Raw genomic sequence first — 265 nt, 5'->3', positions numbered from 1 at the left:
TGGGTGCACAGCGCGGCCAGGGCCTGGTACTGGGCGGGCTCGAAGGTGTCGCCCTCCAGCCCTTCCAGTTCAATGCCTATGGAATAGTCGTTGCAGTTGGGCCGGCCCTGCCAGGCGGACTGGCCGGCGTGCCAGGCGCGTTGGTCGCAGTCCACGAACTGCAGCACCTCGCCGGTGCGGCGGATGAAGTAGTGCGCCGACACCTGCAGGCCACGGATGGCCTGGAAGTAGGGGTGGGCGTCCCAGTCCAGCGTGTTGGTGAACA

The 265-nt window shown here is 67.2% G+C and carries 1 protein-coding gene; it reads right to left on the bottom strand.

Annotation, left to right across the window (positions count from 1 at the left end; all coding sequences use genetic code 11):
• Positions 1-265: 1,6-anhydro-N-acetylmuramyl-L-alanine amidase AmpD (gene ampD, locus HA630_RS01520; RefSeq protein ID WP_166832159.1), on the bottom strand; the 265-nt coding region annotated here is incomplete at both ends.

This window comes from Aquabacterium sp. A08 (assembly GCF_011742065.1).
This window is presented reverse-complemented; position numbering and strand designations above follow the sequence as displayed.